This window comes from Micromonospora acroterricola (genome assembly GCF_003172955.1).
GTDB lineage: Bacteria > Actinomycetota > Actinomycetes > Mycobacteriales > Micromonosporaceae > Micromonospora > Micromonospora acroterricola.
Genome location: NZ_QGKR01000122.1, coordinates 1 through 16,049, shown reverse-complemented (window position 1 = coordinate 16,049; position 16,049 = coordinate 1). Strand labels below are relative to the sequence as shown.

15 protein-coding genes and 2 pseudogenes are annotated in these 16,049 nt (G+C 72.3%); 7 read left to right on the top strand and 10 right to left on the bottom strand.

Features of this window, described 5'->3' with window-relative positions:
• Positions 1–44: 44 nt before the first annotated feature.
• Both DKT68_RS04480 and DKT68_RS04475 read right to left on the bottom strand, forming a co-directional pair.
• Entirely contained in the window at positions 45–1,793 is a 1,749-nt protein-coding gene (locus tag DKT68_RS04480; RefSeq protein WP_109816162.1) for a sulfatase-like hydrolase/transferase, read from the bottom strand.
• Between the two features lie 209 nt (positions 1,794–2,002).
• Positions 2,003–2,707 (bottom strand): annotated as a pseudogene (locus tag DKT68_RS04475) (CDP-alcohol phosphatidyltransferase family protein); the annotation flags it as partial.
• 117 nt (positions 2,708–2,824) lie between these two features.
• On the opposite strand from DKT68_RS04475, the gene DKT68_RS04470 reads away from it, so the two are divergent.
• The 3 genes and pseudogenes from DKT68_RS04470 to DKT68_RS04455 form a co-directional block, all read left to right on the top strand.
• Positions 2,825–3,805, top strand: coding sequence for a zinc-dependent alcohol dehydrogenase (locus tag DKT68_RS04470; protein WP_109816160.1), 981 nt, complete (start codon positions 2,825–2,827; stop codon positions 3,803–3,805).
• Between the two features lie 2 nt (positions 3,806–3,807).
• Positions 3,808–4,206: a 6-pyruvoyl trahydropterin synthase family protein gene (locus DKT68_RS04465; RefSeq protein WP_109816176.1), complete on the top strand. Its 399-nt coding sequence runs from the start codon at positions 3,808–3,810 to the stop codon at positions 4,204–4,206.
• A 453-nt stretch (positions 4,207–4,659) separates the two neighbouring features.
• Positions 4,660–5,714, top strand: a pseudogene (locus DKT68_RS04455) (MinD/ParA family ATP-binding protein); the annotation flags it as partial.
• 52 nt (positions 5,715–5,766) lie between these two features.
• Here DKT68_RS04455 and DKT68_RS04450 read toward each other — a convergent pair.
• Positions 5,767–6,195 carry a DUF3151 domain-containing protein gene (locus tag DKT68_RS04450; protein WP_109816158.1) on the bottom strand — a complete coding sequence of 143 codons (429 nt, stop codon included), beginning with the start codon at positions 6,193–6,195 and terminating at the stop codon, positions 5,767–5,769.
• Positions 6,196–6,444: 249 nt separating this feature from the next.
• Here DKT68_RS04450 and DKT68_RS04445 point away from each other — a divergent pair, with 249 nt between their 5' ends.
• Positions 6,445–7,644, top strand: coding sequence for an LOG family protein (locus DKT68_RS04445; RefSeq protein WP_109816157.1), 1,200 nt, complete (start codon positions 6,445–6,447; stop codon positions 7,642–7,644).
• Positions 7,645–7,696: 52 nt separating this feature from the next.
• On the opposite strand, the gene fbaA is transcribed toward DKT68_RS04445, so the two are convergent.
• Positions 7,697–8,722, bottom strand: a complete 1,026-nt coding sequence (gene fbaA / locus DKT68_RS04440; protein WP_109816156.1) for a class II fructose-bisphosphate aldolase — start codon at positions 8,720–8,722, stop codon at positions 7,697–7,699.
• A 161-nt stretch (positions 8,723–8,883) separates the two neighbouring features.
• A complete protein-coding gene (locus DKT68_RS04435) occupies positions 8,884–9,267 on the bottom strand; it encodes a phage holin family protein (protein WP_109816155.1) in 384 nt (127 codons plus the stop codon).
• Between the two features lie 122 nt (positions 9,268–9,389).
• On the opposite strand from DKT68_RS04435, the gene DKT68_RS04430 reads away from it, so the two are divergent.
• Positions 9,390–9,602, top strand: coding sequence for a hypothetical protein (locus DKT68_RS04430; protein WP_109816154.1), 213 nt, complete (start codon positions 9,390–9,392; stop codon positions 9,600–9,602).
• A gap of 3 nt (positions 9,603–9,605) precedes the next feature.
• On the opposite strand, the gene DKT68_RS04425 is transcribed toward DKT68_RS04430, so the two are convergent.
• Positions 9,606–10,667: an LCP family protein gene (locus DKT68_RS04425; protein ID WP_109816153.1), complete on the bottom strand. Its 1,062-nt coding sequence runs from the start codon at positions 10,665–10,667 to the stop codon at positions 9,606–9,608.
• Positions 10,664–11,149: a SigE family RNA polymerase sigma factor gene (locus tag DKT68_RS04420; protein ID WP_109816152.1), complete on the bottom strand. Its 486-nt coding sequence runs from the start codon at positions 11,147–11,149 to the stop codon at positions 10,664–10,666. The genes DKT68_RS04425 and DKT68_RS04420 overlap by 4 nt, the downstream gene beginning before the upstream one ends.
• Positions 11,150–11,328: 179 nt before the next feature.
• Between DKT68_RS04420 and DKT68_RS04415 the strand changes: the two genes are divergently transcribed.
• Positions 11,329–12,900 (top strand): LPXTG cell wall anchor domain-containing protein, encoded by a 1,572-nt coding sequence (locus tag DKT68_RS04415; protein ID WP_109816151.1) that lies wholly within the window; start codon positions 11,329–11,331, stop codon positions 12,898–12,900.
• Between the two features lie 141 nt (positions 12,901–13,041).
• Positions 13,042–13,863 carry a DedA family protein gene (locus DKT68_RS04410; protein WP_109816150.1) on the top strand — a complete coding sequence of 274 codons (822 nt, stop codon included), beginning with the start codon at positions 13,042–13,044 and terminating at the stop codon, positions 13,861–13,863.
• Positions 13,864–14,033: 170 nt separating this feature from the next.
• Here DKT68_RS04410 and DKT68_RS04405 read toward each other — a convergent pair whose 3' ends face one another.
• From DKT68_RS04405 to DKT68_RS04395, 3 genes are all read right to left on the bottom strand, one after another.
• Positions 14,034–14,411 carry an ArsR/SmtB family transcription factor gene (locus DKT68_RS04405; protein ID WP_007454255.1) on the bottom strand — a complete coding sequence of 126 codons (378 nt, stop codon included), beginning with the start codon at positions 14,409–14,411 and terminating at the stop codon, positions 14,034–14,036.
• A 57-nt stretch (positions 14,412–14,468) separates the two neighbouring features.
• On the bottom strand, positions 14,469–15,008 hold the full coding sequence (pyrE, locus tag DKT68_RS04400; protein WP_109816149.1) for an orotate phosphoribosyltransferase: 540 nt from the start codon (positions 15,006–15,008) through the stop codon (positions 14,469–14,471).
• 169 nt (positions 15,009–15,177) lie between these two features.
• On the bottom strand, positions 15,178–15,987 hold the full coding sequence (locus DKT68_RS04395; protein ID WP_109816148.1) for an SDR family NAD(P)-dependent oxidoreductase: 810 nt from the start codon (positions 15,985–15,987) through the stop codon (positions 15,178–15,180).
• Positions 15,988–16,049: the final 62 nt, after the last annotated feature.

Here is a 16,049-nt window from a genome sequence, read left to right as displayed (position 1 = left end):
CGCTGACGACTGATTCGGCCGGGTGAGGCCGCCCTGGTTCGAGGTCAGCGAGGCGCGGCTATCGGTGGCGTCGACGGCCCGAACGCGGTGAGGAACCGGTCCCGGAAGGTGTCCATCGGCCAGACCGGAGCCTCCGGACCGGGCCGGAGCCCGTCCTGCCACCCCCAGCCCGCCACCCGGTCCAGCACCGCCGGGTCGCGGGCGACGATGGTGATCGGCACGTCCCGGCTGGCGCCCTCGCCGGTGACGACCGGGGCGGGCTGGTGGTCGCCGAGGAAGACCAGCACCAGGTCGTCGTCTCCGTAGGTCCGCACGTAGGAGATCAGGGTCTCCAGCGAGTACGCGATGGCCTGCCGGTACCCGCCGCGGATCTGGCCGGTGTCCCGGTCGTCGGCGTCGCCGCTGTCCTCGCCGACCGCCGCGCCGTGATAGATCGAGCCGTCGCCCACCTCGTCCCACCCGATCATCCGGGGCACCGCCGTCCAGGGGGAGTGGCTGGAGATCAGCGGGATCTCCGCCATCACCGGGCGGTCCTCGCTGGCGCGCACCTGCCGCTGGAAGAACGACATCGTGTACTGGTCGGGCATCGGGGCGTAGCTGAACTTCGGTCCCCGGTAGCCGAGCGCGGCGGCGTCGTAGTAGCGGTCGTAGTCGAAGAATCCCTGCTCGGGCCACGGTTGGGTGGCCGCGGGCAGCACCCCGACGGTCTGCCAGCCGGCCCGGCGGAACGCGCCGTTGAGGGTGAGCCGGTCGCTGGCGAGCAGGCTGCGGTGCCGCTGCTCGTTGTCCGTCCACAGGCCGGACAGCAGTGTGTCGTGCGCCAGCCAGCTGCCGCCGCCGAAGGTGGGGGAGGTGAGGAAGCCGCTGCGCGCCTGGTACCCGGCCGCCCGCAGCCGCTCGGTCCCGGCGTCCAGCACCGCGTTGACCTGCGGCGCCAGCTCCGGGTCCTCCACCGCGTCGCGACCGTAGCTCTCGACGAACGCGAGGATGACGTCCTTGCCGCGCAGCCCGGTCAGCAGGTGGTCGCCCGGGGTGTCGTGGAACGGGTCGGTGGCGATCTGGGCGCCGAACCTCTCGCCGTCGTGGAGCCGCGCGTCCACCTGGGCGGCGTGCGCGCCGATCAGCGCGGTCATCCCGGTGTCGGCCACCGGCACGCCCGGGACGACCCGCACCCCGCCAACGGCGCAGACCACCCACGCGACGGTCAGCGCGGCCACCGCCCGGGTCGCCACCCGCTCGTGGCGGACCAGCAGTGACGCCAGCCGCCGCAGCGCCAGCGTCAGCACCAGCAGCAGCGCGCCGACCAGCACCACGACGCCGATCACCGCGCCCACCGCGCCGGCCCGACCGGTCGAGTCGCGGACGAAGCCGTACGCGTCGTCCAGCAGCAGCCAGTCCAGCACCAGGTCGAACGGCCGGTCGAGGGCCGTGCGGAAGCCCAGGTCGGCGAGCTTCACGATGGCCAGCAGGCCGAGCAGCGGCCCGACCACGGCCACCACCACCCGCCGGGGCCGCGCCGGCAGGGCCAGCAGCAGCGCGGCCACGAGCAGCCCCTCGAGCGGGATGCGCAGGAACGCGCCCGGCGTGAGCAGGCCGAGCCGGTCCGGGCCGACCAGGACGGCGAACACCAGCAGCACGGCCAGCGCACCGCCCACCGCACCCGCCGCCCGCCGCGCCAGGCCGCGCCCGGCCGTGGCCGACACCCCGGGAGTACGCGCCGACGCCTCGTCCGCAGCAGCCGGGCGCGCGCGGAACCGGCCGGCCAGCCGGCGTACCCGGGCGGGAAGGGTCATCACAGCCTCCAGTCGGAGTGGACGGTACCGCCCGAGCGGGCCGCCATCGCCGGCGCCGGAGCGGCCACCGGCAGCAGGGGAGGCAGCGCCACCGTCGACGGCACGACCACCGGCAGCCGGGGCGGCAGAGCCACCGGTTCGGCCACCGGGGCCGGCACCGGCGGAACGGTCCGCGCCGGCGCGGCAGACGGCGCCGGCGGCACCGGCGCGGTCGGCGCCGGCGCCAGTGTGGCAGCCGGCAGCGGGAGGGCCGGTCGGCGCTGCCACAGCCACGCCACGTCCCGGCCGAACGACTCGACCAGCAGCGCCAGCGCCACCACCAGCACCAGCGTGGTCCACGGCTGCGGCAGCACCCCCGTCGCGGCAACCGCCAGCAGCACGCCCTGCGCGGCGGCCACCACCTTGCGCCAGTAGCGCGGCGGCAGCGACCCGCTCAGCCAGGGCAGCACCGCGCTCGCCGCGACGAACGCGTACCGCATCCCGCCGATGGCCAGCACCCAGCCACCGGCCGCCGGCGCGACGTGCACGCTGAGCACCAGGATGAGGAAGGCGTCGACCTCCATGTCGAAGCGGGCACCGAGCGCGCTCACCGTGCCGGTGCGCCGCGCCACTCGGCCGTCCACCGCGTCCAGCAGCAGCGCCACCGCGCTCACCGTGACCAGCAACCCCACCGGCGCCGGCCGGCCGAACGAGTCCACCACCAGCGCGGTGACCGCGCCGACCAGGACGGCCCGGGTCAGCGTCACCCGGTCGGCGGGACCCAGGCGGGACGCACCGGCCCGGTGCAGACCCCGGCTCAACGCGAGGCAGGTGACCAGCGCGTAGCCGGTCCCGACCAGCCAGCCCGCGCCGCCCAGCCCCACCGTGGCGGCAAGTGCCGCCAGCACGACCAGTTGGGCGCTCAACCCGATCATCGGACCACTTCGAACTGTGGGCACCGTACCTCCGTGTTTATGATCGACGACCCCGACAGGGAACACGGAAAACGTGGCCGTTCGGTTCGGCCGTGAGCAAAGGTGAGGTGCGCGAGGGTGATCAGCGAGGCGTACGCCTGCTGGGTGCGCGAGCCCGGCGCGGCGGAGATCCGTCCGGTTCCGCTGCCCGCCCCGGGCCCGGACGAGGTGCTGGTCCGCGCGCGCTACTCCGGGGTCAGCCGGGGCACCGAGACGCTGGTCTTCGCCGGTCGGGTGCCCACCGACCAGTACGCCGCGATGCGGGCGCCCTTCCAGGAGGGCGACTTCCCCGGCCCGGTGAAGTACGGCTACCTCAGCGTCGGCGTGGTCGAGCAGGGCCCACCGGAGCTGCTCGGGCGCATGGTGTTCTGCCTGCACCCGCACCAGACCGGGTACGTCGTGCCGGCCACCGCCGTGGTGCCGGTGCCCGAGGGGGTGCCGCCGGCCCGGGCGGTGCTCGCGGGCACCGTCGAGACCGCGGTCAACGCGCTGTGGGACGCCGCACCCCTGGTCGGCGACCGGATCAGCGTGGTCGGCGCGGGCATGGTGGGTTGCTGCGTCGCCGCGCTGGCCGCCCGGATCCCCGGCGTGCAGGTCGAGCTGGTCGACACCGACACCCGGCGGGCCGGGGTGGCCGGCGCGCTCGGCGTCGGGTTCGCCCAACCGGCCGACGCGGCCGGCGACCGGGACCTGGTCGTGCACGCCAGCGCCACCGCCGCCGGGCTGCAGCAGTCGCTGGACCTGCTCGCGCCGGAGGGCACGGTCATCGAGCTGAGCTGGTACGGCGACCGCCCGGTGCAGGTGTCGCTGGGCGGGGCGTTCCACTCCGGACGGTTGACCGTCCGGAGCAGCCAGGTCGGCATGGTCGCGCCCGCACGGCGGGGGCGGCGCAGTTACACCGACCGGCTGGCGCTCGCCCTGGACCTGCTCGACGACCCCGCCTTCGACGCGCTGATCACCGGCGCGTCCCGGTTCGCGGAGCTGCCCGACGTCCTCGCTCGACTCAGCACGGGTGACCTGCCCGCGCTCTGCCACCTCATCACCTACGACGGGGAGTGACCGTGTTCAGTGTGACCGTTCGGGATCACATGATGATCGCCCACAGTTTCCGGGGCGAGGTGTTCGGCCCGGCCCAGCGACTGCACGGGGCGACCTTCGTGGTGGACGCGACGTTCCGCCGGCCCGACCTGGACGCCGACGGCATCGTGGTCGACATCGGCCTGGCCACCGAGCAGCTGCGCGCCGTGCTCGGCGAGCTGACCTACCGCAACCTCGACGACGAGGCCGCGTTCGCCGGGGTGAACACCACCACCGAGGTGCTGGCCCGTACGGTCGCCGACCGGCTGGCCGAGCGGGTGCACGCCGGCGAGCTGGGCGCCGGGGCGCGCGAGCTGGCCGGCATCACCGTCACCCTGCACGAGTCGCACGTCGCGTGGGCCAGCTACGAGCGGTCGCTGTGATCGGTGCGGGCCGGGCGGCGCCGGTCGACCGGCCCGCACCGTCCGGCCGTGCGGTGCACGTCGTCCTGCCGGGCGACATCGACGACCCGGCCACGCCCAGCGGCGGCAACTCCTACGACCGGCGGATCTGCGCGGGGCTCGGCGAGCGGGGCTGGTCGGTGCGCGAACACGCGGTGCCCGGCAGGTGGCCGCACCCCGATCCCGCCGACCGGGCGGAGCTGGCCCGGATGCTGGCCACGGCGCCGGACGACGCCGTGGTGCTGCTCGACGGCCTGATCGCCTCGACCGTGCCGGACCTGCTCGCCCCGCAGGCCCGGCGGCTGCGCCTCGTCGTCCTGGTGCACATGCCGCTTGACGACGAGGCCGAAGCGCACGCGCTGGCCGCCGCCCGGGCCGTCGTCACCACCAGCGAGTGGACCCGCCGCCGGCTGCTGGCCACGTACCCGCTGCCCGCCGACCGGGTCCGGGCCGCGCCGCCCGGGGCGCCGCCCGCCCCGCCCCAGCCGTACCAGGAGGCTGCGGGGGCGGCCAGGGTTCCGGCCACCGGCTACCCGGACGCCACCTGGACGCCGGAGAGCACCGCGGCGCCGACCGCGGAGGACTTCGCCCGTCGTCGGCAGGTACGCCCGGCCGATCCGGTGGCCACGATGGGTGTCCGCGCGGTGGTGAACAAGATGGGGCTGCTCCGGCTCGCTCCGGGGCGGCACGAGCAGGAACTCAAGCGGGACATCGAGATGGTGCGCCGCAACTTCGGCGGGCTGCGGCAGGTGACCGTGGTCAACCCGAAGGGCGGCGCCGGCAAGACGGTGGCCATCCTGCTGCTCGCGATGACGTTCGGCCAGAAGCGCGGCGGGTACGTGCTGGCCTGGGACAACAACGAGACCCAGGGCACCCTCGGCATGCGGGCCCAGCAGGACTTCCACTCACGCACGGTGCGGGACATGCTGCGTGACCTCGGGCAGTTCCAGGGTGCGCACGGGCGGGTCGGCGACCTGTCGCAGTACGTCCGCTCGCAGGGCGAGGGGATGTTCGACGTGCTCGCCTCGGACGAGTCGGCCACCGGCGGTGAGATGCTCACCGCGGCGGCGTTCGCCGAGATCCGCGAGGTGGTCAGCCGGTTCTATAAGTTGATCTTCGTGGACACCGGGAACAACGTCCGGGCGCAGAACTGGCAGGCCTCGATGGACGCCACCGACCAACTGGTGGTCACGATGTCCGCCCGTAACGACTCGGCGGAGACCGCTGCCCGGATGCTCGACCACCTGGAGCAGAGCGGTCGACAGCGGCTGGTCCGGCAGGCGGTGACCGTGGTGTCGATGCCGCCGTCCCGCAAGGAGATCGACCTGCCGGCCATCCAGGAGCACTTCGCGGCCCGGACCCGGGCGGTGCTGCTGGCGCCGTACGAGCGGCTCATCGACAGCGGCGAGCCGATCCGGTACGGCGGGCTCTCCTCGGCCACCCGGGACGCCTGGCTGAAGATCGCCGCCTCGGTCGCCGAGGGGCTGTAGCCCGCCGGCGGCCGGCCCGGCACGTGTGCCGGACCGGCCGTCGGCAGTGGTGTCAGTTGCTGGCCAGCGCGTCCGCCGCCGCCGGGTCGCAGTCGCGGAGGAACTGGGCGCAGCGGGCGGCCTCGTCGGCCTCGCTGATCTCGTCGGCGGCGCGCGAGAGCACGTACAGGCAGCGGAGGAAGCCGCGGTTGGGCTCGTGCGACCACGGCACCGGGCCGTGGCCCTTCCAGCCGCTCCGGCGGAGCTGGTCCAGGCCACGGTGGTAGCCGGTGCGCGCGTAGGCGTACGCCGTCACCACCTGACCCTGCGCGAACGCCCGGGCCGCCAGCTCCGCCCAGGCGGCGCTGTACGTCGGGTAACGGGCCGCCACCTCGGCGTACGCCTGGTCGCTGCCCGCCTGTTCGGCGGTGGCCAGGGCTGCGTCGGCCTCGTGGTTCACGGGCAGGAGGGTGGCCGGTGGCTCTGGCAAAAGGTTCTGCATCGCCCCATTCAACCCGCTGGACGGGGCGACACGCGAGCGGGTCGGCCGACGCGCTCGACTGAACGGCTGAGGAGTTGGTCACGCCTGCGGCCTATGCCGCCGCCAGGTGTTTTCCACTACAACTAATGGTCCGGAGCCTCCCCAGGACCCGGTTACGCAGGAGCCCGGTGGTCACGATCACCGGGCTCCTGTCGGTCTCACCCCCGGCCCGGGGTTTGGCCGGTGCCCCCGGCCGGGCAGGATGGCCCGGTGCCGACCCCACCTCCCGCGGACGTCATCGAACCGCACCTGCACACCGACGAGATCCAGACCCGCGACGAGTTCGACCGGCAGGTGGCCACCGGCCGACTGACCGGGCTGACCGTGCAGGGGCTGCGCCTCGACCTGGCCCCGGTGCCCGACCTGACCGGCGTCGAGGTCACCGGCACCCTCTTCGTCGGCTGCCGGTTCGCCGGTCGGGACGTCGGCGCCGACCTGGTCCGGCGCGGCGCGAACGTCGTGCCGCCGTTCTCCGGGCTGCCGTACCCGACCCAACCGACGCACCTCTACAGCCCTGAGGACCTGGCCGCCGGGTTCGCCGAGGACGGGTTCACCGGCATGTACGACACCCGGGTGTACGAGCACTACCGGGCGCACGGCGGTGCACTGCCGGACGTCAAGGAGGCGCTCGGTCAGCGGCTGCACGACCACGGCGTGGACAACGCGCTGTCCGACGACACCCGGGCCTGGCTGGCCCGGTACGGGCCGCAGTCGGTGGTGGGCATCATGGGCGGGCACGCGGTGCGGCGCGGCAGCGCGCCGTACCGGATGGCTGCCGTGCTGGGGTGGGAGCTGGCCCGGGCCGACCGGCTGGTGGTGACCGGCGGTGGTCCGGGGGTGATGGAGGCGGCGAACCTCGGCGCCTACCTGGCGGACCAGCCGGCGGCGGAGTTGACCGAGGCGATCGACCTGCTGGCCACCGCGCCCGACTTCACGGACCACCACCGGTACACCGCCGTGGCGCTGACGGTCCGTCAGCGGTACGCGGGCGTGCCGCGGCAGCGGGGCACCGACGCGGGATGGGCGCGGGCCGGGGGGCTGGCCATCCCGACCTGGTTGTACGGGCACGAGCCGGCGAACCTGTTCGCCGGGCGGATCGCCAAGTACTTCTCGAACGCGATCCGGGAGGACACGATCCTGCGGCTGGCCCGGGGCGGCATCGTTTTCGCCCCGGGGCGGGCGGGCACCGTGCAGGAGGTGTTCCAGGCGGCCACCAAGACCTACTACGGGACGGACGGCGCCAGCGGCGCGTACATCTTCCTGGACCGCGCGTACTGGACGCAGGAGCTGCCGGTGGAGGCGCTGTTGCGTCCGCTGCTCGCCGCCTCCCCGTTCGGCGACCTGTCGGCGACGATCCACCTGACCGACGACGTACGCGAGGCCGTCCACCTGCTGACGACGCCGGCCTGACGAAACGACGGCGGCCGGCCCCCGAGGGGAGCCGGCCGCCGTTGCGACGTCGCTACTTGGACATCGTGGTGCCGGTCGACCGCAGGTGCTCGCAGGCCTCGACGACCCGGGCGGCCAGGCCGGCCTCGGCGGCCTTGCCCCAGGTACGCGGGTCGTACTGCTTCTTGTTGCCGACCTCGCCGTCGATCTTCAGCACGCCGTCGTAGTTGCGGAGCATGTGGTCCGCGACGGGTCGGGTGAAGGCGTACTGGGTGTCGGTGTCGATGTTCATCTTGACCACGCCGTAGTCCAGCGCCTCGCGGATCTCGCTGAGCAGGGAGCCCGAGCCGCCGTGGAAGACCAGGCTCAGCGGCTTGTCCTTGCCGTACTTCGCGCCGACCGCGTCCTGGATCTGCTTGAGGATCTCCGGCCGGAGCTTGACGTTGCCCGGCTTGTAGACGCCGTGCACGTTGCCGAAGGTCAACGCCGCCATGTAGCGGCCCTTCTCGCCGAGGCCGAGCGCCTCGACCATGGCCAGACCATCGTCGACGGTCGTGTAGAGCTTGTCGTTGATGGCGTTCTCGACGCCGTCCTCCTCGCCACCGACGACGCCGACCTCGATCTCAAGGACGATCTTGCCCTTGGCGGCCTCGTCGAGGAGCTGGGAGGCGATCTGGAGGTTCTCCGCCACCGGCACGGCCGAGCCGTCCCACATGTGCGACTGGTACAGCGGCTGCTCGCCGCGCTTCACCCGCTCCTGCGAGATGCCCATCAGCGGCCGGACGAAGCCGTCCAGCTTGTCCTTCGGGCAGTGGTCGGTGTGCAGCGCGATGTTCACCGGATACTTCTTGGCCACCTCGTGCGCGTACGCGGCGAACGCCACCGCGCCGGTGACCATGTCCTTGATCGAGGGGCCGGACAGGTACTCGGCGCCACCGGTGGAGACCTGGATGATGCCGTCGCTCTCCGCGTCGGCGAAGCCCTTGAGCGCCGCGTTCAGCGTCTGGGACGAGGTCACGTTGATCGCGGGGTACGCGTACCGGCCAGCCTTGGCCCGGTCCAGCATCTCCGCGTAAGCCTCGGGGGAAGCGATGGGCATGTCGAACGCTCCTTACTTACCACTCTCGGCCGTGCTGGCCGCTGTTGTTCACGGGTGCGCCGGACCGCGCTGTCCTCCGCCCGGCAGTATCCCGCAAGTGAGGTGCGCCGGAACAACCGACCCGGCCCCGGTCCACCCGTCGGGCCGTGCCCGGGCTCCGGTCACCGGGTGTCCAGGCGGTCCGGCACGATCACGCTGATCAGCCAGGTGACCACGGTCATGACGATGGCTCCCCAGAACGCCGCCCAGAAACCGTCCACCTGGAACGGCAGGTCAAGTCCGCGGGCGATCCGGTCGGTGAGCAGGAACAGCAGCGCGTTGACCACCAGCGCGAACAGGCCCAGGGTCAGCAGGTAGAACACGCAGCCGACCACCTTGATCAGCGGCTTGAGCACCGCGTTGACCACGCCGAAGATCAGCGCGACCACGATCAGCGTGAGGACGGTGTTGCCACCCGAGCGGCCGTGCACGTCGACCCCGGGCACGATGAGCGTGGTTATCCACAGCGCCACCGCGGTGATCGCCAGCCGGATCAGGAAGCCCACGGCCCCATCCTGGCACCGGGTCGCGCCGGCCAGGGGTGAATCGGCCGACTCGGCTTCCGCGCGCGACACCGGCACAGCCCGTACGGTGGGTGGGAACCGTGCACCGAGCCCCGGGAGGGACGATGGGTCAGCCCGATGAGGACTTCACCCCCGGCGACCACCTCGCTCCGGACGAACGCGACCCCGAGGCGGAGCCGGCCGACGCGGTCGAGCAGGCCACGGTGGTCGGCCCCGACGACGCCGACGGTGAGCCGCACCGCGGCATGGAGGTCGGCGACTGGGACGCGATGGAGCAGGCCCGGGTGGTCACCGGGGATGAGGACGACTACCGCTGACCGTCAGCGGGCACCGTCGACCCGCTCCGGGTGCCGGGTCACCCATTCGCCCAGCCGGTCCTCGCGGAGGGCGGTCAGGAACTCCGGGGTGAGCCGTGGATCGGTCCGCAGGTACCGGTCCCGACCGGTCGGCTCGATGGTTGGCAGGCCGAGTCCCACCGGATCGGCCGAGGCCAGCGTCGGAATCAGCCGCAGCAGGTCCAGCACGGCCGGCCTGTCGGGCGCCACGGTGAGCTTCGGGCCCAGGGCCGCGAGCAGCGCGGAGAGCCGTACCGGATTGGTCAGCACGTCCCCCTCGGTCACCCGCTGAACCAGGCCGGCGGCGAAGATCCGGGCTGTCTGGTCCCGGTCGTGGCTGCCGCGGGGCAGCCCTTCCCGCTGGCGGAGCAGGTCGACCGACGCGGCGCCGCCGAGCCGCTGGCAGCCGGCCGGGAAGAGCCGGCCGGTGTGGATGGAGCGCACCTGCCGGGGCAGGCAGACCGGCACCCCGCCCACCTCGTCGGTCAGCGTGCGCACCGCCGCGTACGTCAGCACCGCGCCGGCGTCGATCCGCACCCCGGTCAGCTCCGCGACCGTCCGACGGGTCAGCTCGTAGCCGCGGGCCGGGTCCGGCCGCCGGAACCCGGCGCCGAACGCGAACGAGGCGTTCAGCTTGTCGTCCCCGTACCCGGGAATGGGCACCCCCAGGTCGCGCGGCAGCGAGACCAGGTACGCGCGGCTGCGGTCGGCCGGGACGTGCACGAGAAGCACGGAATCCGCCCGTGCCGCCTCCGGCGGGTCGCCGTCGACACCGAGCAGCAGGACGTTCACCGCGCCCGGGGGCGTGGTCGGACCCGGCTCCGCCAGCAGCTCGGCGGTCCGCGGTCCGGAATGCTCCGGGGTGAGCAGCGGCACCCCGATCCCCAGCACGCCGAGCAGGGCCAACGCGGCGCCACCGGCCCGCCAGCGTTGGCGACGCCGCCTCCGGCCGGTCGCCAGCCGGTCGATCGCGGCCCGCAGCGGGCCGGTCGGCGGGGTCAGCGGCTCGTGCCGGGCGAACGCGGCACGCAGGTCGTCCTCGATCATGAGCAGGCCTCCACGTACTCGGCCCGGAGCGTGGCCAGGGCCCGGGAGATGGACGAACGCACGGTCCCGACGGCGCAGCCGAGGATGTCGGCGATCTCGGCGTCGGGTAGGTCCTCGTAGTAGCGCAGCACCAGGGTCGCCCGCTGCCGGCGCGGCAGCCGGGACAGCCAGGACCAGATCTGGTCCCGGTCCACGGCGGACTGGGCGTGGTCGGCGGGCGCCGGCACCGCCTCGTCGGGTTCGCCGCGGAGCAGCACCCGGCGCATCCAGGACCCGCGCCGCCAGTCGACGTACTGGTTGGTGAGCATCCGGCGCACGTACCGCTCGGGTGAGTCCGCTCGGGCGACCCGTCGCCAGTTGAGCTGGACCCGGACCATCGTCTCCTGCACCAGGTCCTGTGCCTGGTGCGGATCGCCGGTGAGCATCACCGCGTACCGCAGCAGCGGGGCCAGCCGCGTGTCCGCGAACTCCTCGTACGTCACTGCACCTCCCGGGGCTCCTGCCTCAGATGACGGGAGCGGACGGACCGAACGTTGCGGTGACGCTGATCAACCTTTCGGCTGGTCTTGGTACGCGGACGGCGGTCGGGGCGGCGGTCAACCTTAGTGATTCCTTAAGATCCGCAGGCTCCACCTGAATCCCCCTCTGGAGGAACCCCTTCATGCTCACCCACTCCACCCGGCGCTGGCTCGCCGGACTGGGCGTAGCAGGCGCGTTCGTCGCCGCCTCCGCCAGTCCGGCCGCCGCCGCCGAAGAAGCGCCCATCGAGCTGGGCGTCTACTTCTCCGACACCACCCTTGCCGCCGGCTCCGAGGGCAAGATCGACTCCCCGATCCTGTACGCCTCGGAGCCGGTGGTCATCGAGGGACTCAAGATCCGGTACGACTACCGTGATCTGGACGGAACCCTCGAGGTCAAGCCCGATACCGGCGCCTCCGAGTGCGAGTCGCCGGAGCCCGGTGTGCTGGTCTGCACCGACCCCTTCGAGGTCGGCCTCGACGAGTGGGGCATCGGCGGCTACTACAGCGTGGCGATGACGCCGACCGCCAAGGCTGCGGACGGTGACGCCGGCAGCCTCACCGTCACGGTCAGCGCCGAGGGCATCGCTCCGGCCACCCACACCGCCAAGGTGCGGATCGGCGAGGGCGTCGACCTGGCCGCCCCGGGCGAGGAGACCATGGTGTCCGCCGCACCCGGCGGCACGTTCAGCGCGCCGCTCACGCTCAGCAACGTCGGCGAGACCGACGCGAAGGGCGCGGTCGCCGTCTTCGACCTGGACTATGCGATCCGCACCGACAAGCAGTACAGCAACTGCACCTACGAGGAAGGTCACCTGCGGACCTGCAGCTTCTCCGAGGAGACCGTCGCCGGGGAGGCCCGCTCGGCCTCGCTGTCCTACGTCCTCGGCAAGGACACCTACGCTCCGGGCAGTGAGTACGGCTACTACAACTGGATGACCATCGCCGAGTTCGAGGACTTCAGCGCCTACCTCAAGGAGCTCGGCGTCTCGGCCGGGAAGCCCGGCGACGGGCCGGTGCTGACCCTTCCGGCGGTTCCGTCCAAGGCATCGGCTCGTTCCTTCCAGGCCGACACCGACCCGATGAACAACTGGTCGGGTATGACCGTGAAGGTCACTGGCAAGAACGGCGTGGACCTGGTGGCGGTCGCCGACAAGGTGGCCGGCAAGGCAGGCGACGTGGTCACGGCCACCGCCGGCGTCCGCAACGACGGACCGGCCGCGCTGGACTTCGGTCGCCTGGGCTCGCCGGTCACGAAGATCGACGTTGCCGTTCCGGAGGGCACGACCGCCGTCAAGGTGCCCGAGGTCTGCGCTCCGCTCAACGGCGACCAGGCGGACTGGGACCAGGCCGGCAAGCCGGGCAAGAAGCTCTACCGGTGCTACCCGGACATCTTCATCGGCGTCGACGAGGAGCAGACCGTCGAGTTCGGTCTTCGGATCGACAAGGTGATCGCGAACGCGACCGGCACCGTCACCATCAACGCCAAGTGCGAGTGCGAGGGCTTCAGCGACGACCTGAACCCGGCCAACGACATCGCGAAGCTCCTGGTGAACGCGGCCGGTGGCCAGGGCGGCGGTGACGACGACGGTGGCGCGCTGCCGATCACCGGTCAGTCGACCGGCCTGATCGCCGGCATCGGCGCGCTGCTGCTCGCCGCTGGCGTCGGGGGCTACCTGGTGGCCAAGCGCCGCCGGACCCGCTTCGTCGCCTGACCTGTTCCGCACCACCGGTGCCCCGCCGACCATTCCGGTCGGCGGGGCACCGTCGTTACGGCGTCCTCGTTGCGGGGCGTACGCCAGCGGGTGGTGGGGCCCGGTCCGGCGCGGGGCGGGACCCGGCCTTCGGTACCCTTTGTGGCCGTGGACACAGCTGAGAAGACCCGCGCGCTCGCGGAGAGCGTCGCCCTGAACCCGCTCGATCCCAAGGAACTGTTGCAGACCTTCGGGCTGATCGGCGTCTGGGTGATCCTCTTCGCCGAGACCGGCCTGCTGGTGGGCTTCTTCTTCCCCGGCGACTCGCTGCTGTTCCTGGCCGGGGTGGCCGCCTCGCCGGTCGCGGACGCCATCTTCGGCGACGGCACGCGGCTCTCCCTGGCCGGTCTGCTGATCGGCGGGCCGATCTGCGCGGTCGTCGGCGCCCAACTGGGGCACTGGCTCGGCGCGCGGTACGGCCGGCGAATGTTCGAGCGGCCCAACTCCCGGCTCTTCAAGAAGGAGTACGTGGAGAAGGCGGAGTACTACTTCCAGAAGTTCGGCCCGGCGAAGGCCGTGGTGCTGGCGCGCTTCATCCCGATCGTCCGGACGTTCCTCAACCCGGTCGCCGGCGCGCTCGGCATGCCGGCGCGGAAGTTCCTGCTGTGGAACATCGTCGGCGCGGTGCTCTGGGTCGACGGCATCCTGCTGATCGGCTACCTGCTGGCCGAGCAGATCTACCAGGCCATCGGGGACAAGATCGACCACTACATCCTGCCGGTCGTGGCCCTGATCATCGTGGTCTCGGTGCTGCCGATCTTCTTCGAGTTCCTCCGCGACCGGCGGGCCCGCAAGCGTGGCGAGGCGGTTGCGGTGGTCGCGGCGGCCAGCGCCGCCGGCGCGGTCGATGCGGTCCGTGAGGCGTTCGACCACGACGAGCACCCGCACGGCCGCCAGCGTCCGGAGCACGGCCAGGAGCGCTGAAGCCCGGGTACGACGACGGCCGGCCCCCGGTGAGGGGGTCGGCCGTCGGCATGTCGAACCCGGCCTCCGGCGGTGCAGCCGGGGTCGAGCAGGTGTCATCTACCGGTGGCGCCACCCCTGGTTCGCCACCGGACACCGCTCCTACACGGAAACGGCGTGCAGCGTCTGATTCAGCGGGCCTTCTTGGTGGCCCGCTTACGCGGCGGGGTCAGCAGGTCGGCGATCGTCGCGATCGCACTCGGGACCAGCCGGTAGTACGCCCAGACACCGCGCTTCTCCCGCTCCAGCAAGCCGGCCTCGGTGAGGATACGCAGGTGGTGACTGACCGTCGGCTGAGAGAGGCCGAGCGGCGCGGTCAGGTCACAGACGCACGCCTCGCCCTCGGGGGCCGACTGGATCAGGCTGAGCAGCCGCAACCGAGCGGGATCGGCGAGGGCCTTGAGGACCCCCGCGAGACGCTCGGCATCGGCACGTTCGATCGGCTCGCCGGCAAGCGGCGAGATCTGAGGCATAGTCATTTCGGCCAACGCAGTTCCCACGTATTCCATCCTTCCACCAGCAGCATCGATCCGCCTGCATATCAGCAGATCCGAATCGGCAAACTTTTACGCCACAAGGCCGAGGTCAGCCAACGTATAGGCCGCCCGGTACGGCAGTCCGGCGGCTCGCACCGCGTCGCCGGCGCCTCGATCAACAATAACCGCCACGCCCACGACTTCGGCTCCGGCCTCACGAAGCGCCTCGACCGCCGTCAACACACTTCCGCCCGTCGTGGACGTGTCTTCCACCGCCAACACCCGGCGGCCGGCCACCTCCGGTCCCTCGATCCGCCGCTGTAGACCGTGGGCCTTGCCCGCCTTGCGCACCACAAAGGCGTCCAGTGCCCGGCCGGTCGGGGCGGCAGCGTGCAGCATCGAGAGCGCGACAGGATCCGCGCCCAGGGTGAGCCCGCCGACGGCGTCGTACTCCCAGTCGTGGGTGAGGTCGAGCAACACCCGACCGACCAACGGAGCAGCCTGGTGATGGAGCGTGACGCGACGCAGATCGACGTACCAGTCTGCCTCGCGCCCCGAGGAGAGCACGACCCGTCCGTGGACCACAGCCAGGTCGGCAATGAATTTACGCAGGTCGTCGTGGTCCCCCATGGCGATAGAGGTTACTGCGCAAGTCTGAACGCCGTGTGCGGGGTCCACCCTGATCAGCCCGGCGGGGCACAGATGGTTGGCGATGTTCAACTACGCTCAGCGACCGACTCGGTGGCGGCGCGCCAACCTCGCGGCGATCACCCTTTCGGACCGGACGGCCCGTGGAGGCTCAGCGCTCGTCGCGACCGATCCGGCCGCGGGTGTCCCGGGCGACCGCCTGGAGCAGCCGACGCGGCGCGTGCCGCAGACCGGCGACGGCCACCTTGTACTTCCACGCCGGAATGCTGACCAACTTGCCTTTCCCCAGGTCACGCAAGGCTTCGTCGACCACATCCTCGGCCCGCAGCCACATCCACTCGGGCGTCTTCGACATGTTGATGCCGGCCCGCTGATGGAACTCGGTGCGGGTGTAGCCGGGGCACAGGGCCATCACCCGGACGCCGAACGGACGCGCCGACTGGCCGACGGACTCGCTGAAATTGGTGACCCACGCCTTGCTGGCCGAGTAGGTCGACCCGGGCATCACCGCGCCGAACCCCGCGACTGAAGAGACATTTATCACTGCCCCATCGCGCCGTTCGGTCATCGGCCGCAACGCCGCGAGGGTCAGCCGCATGACCGCGTGCACGTTGAGCCGCAGCAGACGAGCCTCGTCCTCCGCCGAGGAACGCAGGAACGGTTTGTTCAGGCTGATCCCGGCGTTGTTGATGAGCAGGTGCACCGGGCTGCCGCCGGCGAGCCGCTGCTCCACCGTCGCGCAGCCGTCGTCGGTGGACAGGTCCGCCGACATCGTCTCCACCTCGCGGCCGGAGCGGGAACCCAGCTCGGCGGCCAGCTCGGTCAACCGGCCCGCGTCCCGGGCGACCAGCACCAGGTGCCAGCCGTCGGCCGCCAGCCGTCGGCTGAAGGCGGCGCCGATGCCGGCGGTGGCGCCGGTGATCAGGGCCCGTCGCTCGGCGGTCGCGGGGTCGAGCGTCACGGGCGATCCTCACCTGGATGGGTACGGGGGCGCGGTCGGCGCCGGCGGAGGCTGGTGCGGGG